The organism is Magnetovibrio sp. PR-2, assembly GCF_036689815.1.
In the GTDB taxonomy this organism is placed as follows: domain Bacteria; phylum Pseudomonadota; class Alphaproteobacteria; order Rhodospirillales; family Magnetovibrionaceae; genus Magnetovibrio.
On the sequence record NZ_JBAHUR010000003.1, the window covers coordinates 380,235 to 388,568 of the forward strand.

An 8,334-nucleotide genomic window follows, 5' to 3' on the forward strand; every position below is an offset into this window, starting at 1 on the left:
TTGATCCAATCGCTACAGTCAATCGTAGTGATACCATGACCAATACGCGATCTCAGCACAAACTGACTGTTTATTACGACGGCGCATGCCCCCTGTGTTCGCGCGAAATTGCCATGTACAAGTTCATGCGAGGAGGGGACGCTATTCATTGGAAAGATTTGCGCGAGATGCCACCCGGGGAGGTTCTGGCGGGTTTAGACCGTGAAGAGGCGCTCAAACGCTTCACCGTAAAAGCGCCGGACGGGCAGGTTCACTCCGGTGGTGATGCGTTCTCTATGCTTTGGACAACGTTACCAAAGCTCCGCTTGTTCGGCTGCATACTGCGCATTTGGCCGATCACCATCATGCTGGAAGGCGGATATCGCTTAGCACTTCTCATACGGCCCAGTCTGCAAAAGGTCATGCGCCTTTTGGAGCGTCAGGGTGCTTAGAAAACCAAATTCAACACCGACAACGACACCACCAAGAACAACACCGTCATAATTCCACCAGCACGCATGAAGTCAGGCACGCGGTAGCCGCCGGGGCCCATGATCAAGGCGTTGACTTGGTGTGTCGGGATTAAGAACGAGTTGGACGTCGCAATCGCCACCGTCAGCGCAAACAGTGCGGGATCAGCCCCAGCCCCAAGCGCGATGTTGACCGCGAGAGGGACCAACAGAACCGTGGCGCCCACGTTGGACATCACCAGGGTAAAGAAGGTTGCCAAGATGGCCACGGCAGCTTGCAAGCCCCAGGTGGGCATGCCACCCAACAAATTCAGGGTCTGATCTGCGATGTAAGCGGCTGTGCCACTGGTTTCCACGGCGAGGCCCAACGGAATGAGGCTCGCCAACAAAAACACGGTTTTCCAACTGACAGCCCGGTAGGCTTCGTCGATGCTCAAAACCCGCGACAAGACCATGCCCATGGCACCCGTCATCAAGGCGACCGACAGACGCAGGTCGGTGAACAGGATCATGGACAGGGCAATCAAGAAAAACACGAGGGCAGGGCCCACTTTGTTCGGGCGTTCTTCTTCATGCGGGAATTCCGTGGTCATGATCAAGAAGTTGGGATTGCGCTGCAAGTGCGCCAAATCCGCCCACAAGGTGTGAACCACCAAGGCATCGCCAGACATAAACGGAACGTCACGCACGCCGCCGCCTTCTCGTGCAATGGTCTCGCCGCCACGGTTGATGGCCAGCAGGGACAACCCCGTGGTTTTGCGCATCCAGATATCGCGTGCGGACTTGCCGATCAGGTTGGAGCCCGGCGGAATGACGATTTCGGCAATGCCAGCCTTGGTCGAGGCCATGCGTTCGCTGAAAATTCTGAGCGAGGAGTGGATTTTCGCACGCGCCGCTGTGCGGACAAAATCAAACACGTCCGTGCCAATGACGGCGGCCAGAACGTCGCCTTCTTTAACCACCACGTCACGGTCGACGCCAAGCGCGCCAATGCGAAACCCGTCGTCACCACGCACCGCAACAACGCGGAAAGGGTGATCGGCTTCAACTTGATCCATGTTTTTGCCGACCAATCGGCTGTCCGCCGTGACGTTGATTTCATAGAGGTTGTAGTCGATGCCGTAGGTGCTATCGAGGTACTCGTGCTCATCCACGGTGTCGGTCTCTTCCCCCTTCGTCGCCGGCAGAACAAAGCGCCCGGCAATCACAAAATACAAAATCCCTGTGCTGACCAAAGCCAAGCCGACAGGTGTCACAGAAAACAACGACCACGTTTCCATCTGTTGTTCGGCTGGCAAAACTTTGTTGGACGTCAAAATCAAATCGTTGAGCAAAATGAGAGGGCTAGAGCCCACCATGGTCATGGTACCACCCAAAATGGCGCAAAAGCCCATGGGCATGAGCAAGCGGGACAACGGCAACCCCGTGCGCGCCGAAATGCGCGACACAACCGGTAAAAACAAAGCCGCAGCCCCGACGTTTTGCATGAACGAAGAAATCACCCCCACGGTACTGGAGATAATCGGAATAATCCGGCCTTCGGTGGTGCCGCCGACTTTGAGAATAAAGGCCGCAACCTTGGTCATAATCCCGGTTTTGTCCAAGCCCGCACCAATGATCATCACAGCAATAATCGACATCACAGCGTTGGACGCAAAACCGTTAAACAACGCATCCGTCGAGACCAAGCCCTGATCCAGCCCCATGTGAGGTGCGAGGATCGACGACAATCCCAACAGCACCATGATGCTGATCGCGGCGACGTCGACATCGACGATTTCAAAGGCGAACAGATAGATGGTCAACAGCAAGATGCCGCTCACCCAGGCAATGGAAACAGTCGGCACAACGGTGGAAATGTAAAGGCCAAACGCGAGAAACACAGCGGCGGCTATGATTTTCTTCAAAGACAAATTGCCAAAATACGACATTACTCAATCTACCTTGTTCAACAGTGTATGTGGCCGCAGCGAGACGCAGCAAAAATAACGGTCTGAGGGGAGGTCTAATTTTTTGATCGTTCAATAGGGATGCACAAATTACATCTCATATTAGGGAATTACCATATAATAAACATGGTTTTCAATTGTTCACACAACAATATATCCAGCAAAGCCTCTATTTTATTGTTTTTACGTGGGTTTTCGCTTATAAACGAAAGAATATATAAAAGCGATTCATTCCAGAATCTATCGGGGAACGATTTCATCTTAGGACTTCATTTGCCGTCGGATTCACCGAAAGCAGGCAAGCTGTCATGTCAGATGGAGAAGCAGGGGCCGCCAATCAGCCCAGAAAAGGATTCCGTGCCCGCCGAGCGCTCAAGCTCGTCAAGCCGATTGTCGGCTTGCGAAAGCGCAGCAATTATCTTTATTTTTGGGAAAAGCGATGGTTTTTCATCGCCATGGCCGTCGGTGCAGGCCTGCTCTATATGCCGATTCCTGAAGGTCTGACCCAATCGGGCATGATCATTCTGACCATGAGCGTGGTCGCCACCATCTTATTCGTCACTGAACCCGTTCCGTTGCCCACCGTGGCGTTGCTGATCGTCATCGGCCAAGTCATGTTGATGGGCATCGATTCGAAGGTTGTCGCCAAATCCTTGATGAGCGATAGCGTGCTATTTATTATGGGCTCGCTGATGTTGGCCGTCGCCGTGGTCAAACAAAAGCTCGACACCCGCATTGCCTGGCTTTTGGTGAAGATGACGGGAACCAAGACGTCTCGCATTGCTTTTGGCATCGCCGTTGTCTCTGGCGTTTTAGCGTCATTTGTGGGTGAACATACGGTGGCCGCGATGATGCTCCCGGTGGGCATTACTTTGATCCAACTGACATCTGACGATCCCAAAAAGGTCCGCAATCTTGCAGCCGTATTGCTGTTTTCGATTTCCTACGGCTGTTCGGTGGCGGGCATCGGCACACCGTCGGGCGGGGCGCGTAACGCCATTATGATCGGCTATTGGAAGGAATTTTTTTACGACCCGACCAATCCCGAAACGTTTAAGTTTCTCATCGACTACGTGAAGTGGATGGTCTTTGCGTATCCCATGTTCTTGCTGCAATTGCCCTTTGTCACGGCCATCTTGTTGTGGACGTTCAAGCCGGAATACAAAGACCTGTCGCGCGCCGTTGTTAAATTGCGGACCAAGGTCGAAAAACAGGGCCCGATGAAGCCTTCCGATTTCATTGCCATTATCATCTTTTTCTTGGTTCTTTTGGGCTGGATCTTTGGCTCTGCCGAATACGGCATGGGCACCATTGCCATTTTGGGCGCGGCAGCGTTCTTGGTGGCGGGACTGGTGGCTTGGCCGGACGTGAACTCTGGCGTGAACTGGGGGGTGGTGTTGCTCTACGCTGCGGCCATCTCGCTGGGTGTGCAGATGAAAGACACGGGTGCAGCCGCCTGGGTCGCCAACAGCTTTCTCGATATTTTGGCGCCATTTGGCATGGATGAAGGCATTGGACTTTGGGCGGCCGTGTCTGTGCTGACAACGGCCGTGACCAACACCATGTCCAATGGTGCGGCCGTGGCTGTGCTTGGGCCGATTGTGTTGAAATTGGCCGTTGCTGCCCAGGAAAGCCCCATTATTCTTGGCTTTATAACGGCGGTTTCGTCTGCGTTTGCCTACCTGACAGTGGTCGGCACGCCTGCGTGTACCATCGTTTATGCCTCTGGATATCTCAAAACAACGGACTTCCTGACGGTTGGTTGGAAGATGGCCGTGATGTCGACCATCCTCATGTTGGTTGCAGCATATCTTTACTGGCCGTTCTTAGGAGTCTAACGTATTGCATGAGGATTTCGTAAACGGTCAGGGGAAAGAGCGTATGACTGATGATGTTGAAGACCAAGACTTCAACGATCCGGAACGACCGCATCATGGACGCTTTCGCATTCTTGTCTGTATTGATGGGTCGGACGAATCCTATCGGGGCTTGCGCTACGCCGCCAAAATCGCCACAGGACACGACGTCGATATCGTCATGTGCTATGTGCGCCCCGTAGACCAAGGCCTGCGTACGGGTGGTCTGCAAATGGATGTTGCACGGGGCAATATCTTAGACTGGGGGCTGGAGCTTCCGGGTATCAAGTACCTCAAAAAAGGCCGTAAATTGCTCATGGAACTGGGCAATCTGAAAGATCACTGGGAAGAGCAATCCTTCCACACCGACGTCGCCGGAACGTCTCTGGGCGACAACAAGATCGAATACACCGGACGCTCCGGCAAAAAAGTCGTCTTGAAGCTCAAAGTTGCCAACGACATCGTCAATGGCATATTGGAACAGTGGGAACTGGGCCATTACGACCTGATCATCATGGGGGCTTCTGCGCGGTGGGACAAAAGAAGTGCCGGGCGTGCCATTCGCGGCTTCTTCGACCCTGCAGTTGCTGAAAAAATCGCCACGCATGCGCCATGTTCTGTCTTGCTCGCACGTGATCTGGAAATCGGACACGGGCATTTGGTCTGCACCGATGGCTCAGAGCTTTCAACAGAGTTGCTCACCAAAGAAGCCTACATTGCGTCGCTGTGCGAATGCCCGGTGAGCTTGATCACCGTGGTTTCCGACGTGGAAAGCAAGGCTAAGGGGGAAAAGGTCCTGGCCGAAGCCGTTGATCACTTGGATCAATATCATGTGCATGTGAAAGACAGGCTCGTGCGGATTGGCGACCCCATCGACGAAATCATCGAAGCCGGACCGGAATATTCGCTTCTTGTGGTCGCAGACGGTGGGAAATCAGGGTTAGAGCGCTTCTTCGTCGGCTCTGTTGCGCAGAAAGTGATCCAAGGGGCCCACAACTCCGTCATGATCGTGCGTTAGATCAAACTTTATCCCGCAAGCAATAAAGGCCTGGAGCATAGCTCCGGGCCTTTGTCGTTCGGATCTGTTGAAAAGTCGTCTTAAGCGCAGCTGGGTTGGTCGCCGTTGTTGAACAGCTGATACAACACTTCAATGATCGCTTTGGGCTTATCACCGTCAATGGAATAGAAGATGTTTTGCGATTCGCGGCGTGTGACGACCAGGCCGTGGTCACGCAGAACGGCCAAGTGTTGGGACAAGGCCGATTGGCTCAAGTTGGTCAAGGCGTCCAATTCACCGGCTGTTTTCTCACCGTGCAGCAACTGGCACAGGATCATCAGGCGTGTTTGGTTGCTCATAGCCTTCAGCAGTTCGCTGGCCGCTTGAGCATTGCCTTCCATTTTTTCGAGTTTCATTTCCACGACGGGGTCATCCTCATATTCTTATTAACTCAATTAGATACATCTTATATTAGTAAAATGTCAAGGATCAAACTGGGGGAAATCAAATGATGATGCTGCGCCGCAACATTGAATTTATACCGCTCAGTTTGAAAGGTGCTTAAAGTTTAACGCGTTACAGGCTAAGCTCGGATTAATCCATTAAACGAGGACCCTCAATGCCCCGATATCTTCTCGCGTTTGCCTTGGTCTTTTTTGCCCACACGTTCAGTGTTCAGGCTCAAACGGTAATGGCGGAGCCCGAACCCGACTTTGACAACCCCCGCAAAGTGCTCATTTCTTTAAACGAAAAGGATGAAAAGCGGGTCAATACGGTCTTGAACAACGTCATGAACATCCAAAAGGCTTATGGCCCGGATAACGTCCAGCTTGTGTTGGTTGCTTATGGTCCTGGGATTTGGTCGGTGTTGAAGGATTCGCCGGTGCGCAAACGCATTGAAAGCATGATGATTTACGAAGTCGAATTCGTCGCCTGCGGCAACACGCTCGATGGGATTCACAAAACCCGCGAAGACACCATTGACGGGGTCGGCTGGGCGCGTGCAGGCCTGCAAGAGGTAATCGAACGCCGCTTGCAGGGCTGGGTCGATTTAAAGCCCTAAACCCTTGAATTCCAGACAGCACACCCCGACATACAGGGGAAACGAGAAGCTTTCGGGGAGACCGTACATGAGCTTAAAATCTAAAGTCATGGGCGCAGTCAGCGCTTGTTTTCTTCTGTTTTTCGGCACTTCAGCCCAGGCAGACGGGCATCTGTTGCCCATGGCCGAACTGGGCGAAGACGGACTGTATGTCCAACCGTGGATTCACGACAGCTTCTTGGATTTAAACGAAGATTTGGCCGAAGCCGAAGCGGACGGCAAACGTCTGATGATCGTGTGGGAGCAGCGCGGCTGCCCGTACTGTAAACGTATGCACGAAGTGAACCTGCGCATTCCGCGTGTTGTGGAAAGCCTGGAACAGGACTTCATGGTCCTACAGCTGAATTTGTGGGGCGACCGCGAAGTCACGGATTTTGACGGTGAAGTGCTCAAGGAAAAAGAGCTCGCCAACAAATGGCGGGTGATGTTCACACCCACCATGCAATTCTTCCCGGCCAAAGCCTCAGAAATTGGCGGAAAAGCAGGCGTTGACGCCGAAGTCGTGCGCATCCCAGGCTACTTCAAGCCATTTCATTTCTACTTCTTGCTGCACTACGCCAAAACCGGCGGATACGCTGAAGAGCCCAGCTTCCAACGTTGGTTGGGCGGTATCGCCGAAAAGCTGGAAGAGAAGGGGGTGCACTACGAATTGTACGCTGACGATCTACCCAAAGATCTTCCTAAAGACCTTTAACACTAACAGACCATCATCACACTAGGAGAGCTAAATATGTGTGACGAGATTAGCTGTGGATATACACCATCCGACAAACCGCTACCTGAAGTCAGCGACGATCAGCGTCGCGCCTTTTTAAAAGGCCTTGCCGCGTTGCCGCTGGCGACCGTCTTGGCCTACCCAGACCTTGCCAAGGCCGCAGGTCACAATGCCACCAAGCCCATTTCCATCGACATGCCCAATGGCAAAAAGGCCATGGGTCATATCGCCATGCCGAAAAAGCTTCCGGCGCCGACCGTCGTCTTGATCCACGAATGGTGGGGGCTGAACGACCAGATCAAATCCGTCGCGGCTGAGTTGGCCCATATGGGCTACATCGCCGTGGCCGTCGATATGTACCGGGGTGAATACGGATCAGATCGCCAAAGTGCCATGAAGCTCATGAAAGCCATGGACCCGGTGGACGGAACCGAACAATTGGTGAGCTGGGTGGATTGGTTGAAGACCCACAAAGACAGCACCGGCAAAGTCGGCACCATCGGTTGGTGTTTCGGTGGCGGTTGGTCCCTCAATACCTCCATCGCGACACCTGTAGACGCGACGATTATCTACTATGGTCGCTGCAACAAGTCGGCTAGTGATCTGAAAACGCTTACTTCTCCTGTTTTGGGGCATTTCGGCACACTGGACAAAAGCATCAACGCTGAAATGGTCGGCGGCTTTGAAAAAGCCATGGCCGATGCCGGCAAAACGGACCTCACCGTGCACTGGTACGACGCCAATCACGCGTTCGCGAACCCCACCGGGTCACGCTATGACGAAGCCGACGCGAAGCTCGCGTGGGAGCGCACCACGGCGTTTTTCAACAAGCATTTGATGTAAGCCCTAAAACAGAAAAAAGCGGAGTTCCAAGTGGGGGGCAAAGGGAACTCCGCTTCAATTCTTGTGACGCTTATCCATTAGGGGGCGGAGAAAGCGTCCGAGATGGTCTTTTTGTTTTTATACACCTTGAGCTTAGTGTTTGCGTTCCAAGGGTGGAACGTGCAGCCAAGACTCGTTAGGGGGCGAAATATCTTGGCTACTCTTTAACTGTAACCCAAACGTCACAAATTAGCTCTCGGGCAAAGGTATATTGAACGGTTCAAAAGAAGTAATTAATCCAAACCTCGTAACCCTTAAGTAGTACGAATCATCCCACTTCACCAAAAGCGGGGAATGTTTCCAAGATCCAGTTTGAGACTTCGGCTAAGGAACCTGTGAATATGGCGATGCCGGTGACGATGAGGAGCACGCCGATGGACAGCT

At 52.9% G+C, this 8,334-nt stretch carries 8 protein-coding genes; 6 read left to right on the plus strand and 2 right to left on the minus strand.

Going from position 1 to position 8,334, the window contains the following annotated elements; genetic code table 11:
* Positions 1-35: 35 nt before the first annotated feature.
* Positions 36-431: a thiol-disulfide oxidoreductase DCC family protein gene (locus tag V5T82_RS06705; protein WP_332894837.1), complete on the plus strand. Its 396-nt coding sequence runs from the start codon at positions 36-38 to the stop codon at positions 429-431.
* On the opposite strand, the gene V5T82_RS06710 is transcribed toward V5T82_RS06705, so the two are convergent.
* Entirely contained in the window at positions 428-2,380 is a 1,953-nt protein-coding gene (locus V5T82_RS06710; protein ID WP_332894838.1) for an SLC13 family permease, read from the minus strand. The genes V5T82_RS06705 and V5T82_RS06710 overlap by 4 nt on opposite strands.
* 326 nt (positions 2,381-2,706) lie before the next feature.
* Between V5T82_RS06710 and V5T82_RS06715 the strand changes: the two genes are divergently transcribed.
* Positions 2,707-4,236, plus strand: coding sequence for an SLC13 family permease (locus V5T82_RS06715; protein WP_332894839.1), 1,530 nt, complete (start codon positions 2,707-2,709; stop codon positions 4,234-4,236).
* A 43-nt stretch (positions 4,237-4,279) separates the two neighbouring features.
* Positions 4,280-5,272, plus strand: a complete 993-nt coding sequence (locus V5T82_RS06720) for a universal stress protein (RefSeq protein WP_332894840.1) — start codon at positions 4,280-4,282, stop codon at positions 5,270-5,272.
* An 80-nt stretch (positions 5,273-5,352) separates the two neighbouring features.
* On the opposite strand, the gene V5T82_RS06725 is transcribed toward V5T82_RS06720, so the two are convergent.
* Positions 5,353-5,667 (minus strand): ArsR/SmtB family transcription factor, encoded by a 315-nt coding sequence (locus V5T82_RS06725; protein ID WP_332894846.1) that lies wholly within the window; start codon positions 5,665-5,667, stop codon positions 5,353-5,355.
* 203 nt (positions 5,668-5,870) lie between these two features.
* On the opposite strand from V5T82_RS06725, the gene V5T82_RS06730 reads away from it, so the two are divergent.
* The 3 genes from V5T82_RS06730 (at position 5,871) to V5T82_RS06740 (ending at position 7,911) form a co-directional block, all read left to right on the plus strand.
* Positions 5,871-6,314, plus strand: a complete 444-nt coding sequence (locus V5T82_RS06730) for a DsrE family protein (RefSeq protein WP_332894841.1) — start codon at positions 5,871-5,873, stop codon at positions 6,312-6,314.
* Positions 6,315-6,381: 67 nt separating this feature from the next.
* On the plus strand, positions 6,382-7,047 hold the full coding sequence (locus V5T82_RS06735) for a thioredoxin family protein (RefSeq protein ID WP_332894842.1): 666 nt from the start codon (positions 6,382-6,384) through the stop codon (positions 7,045-7,047).
* Between the two features lie 36 nt (positions 7,048-7,083).
* Positions 7,084-7,911, plus strand: a complete 828-nt coding sequence (locus tag V5T82_RS06740) for a dienelactone hydrolase family protein (RefSeq protein WP_332894843.1) — start codon at positions 7,084-7,086, stop codon at positions 7,909-7,911.
* Positions 7,912-8,334 lie beyond the last annotated feature (423 nt).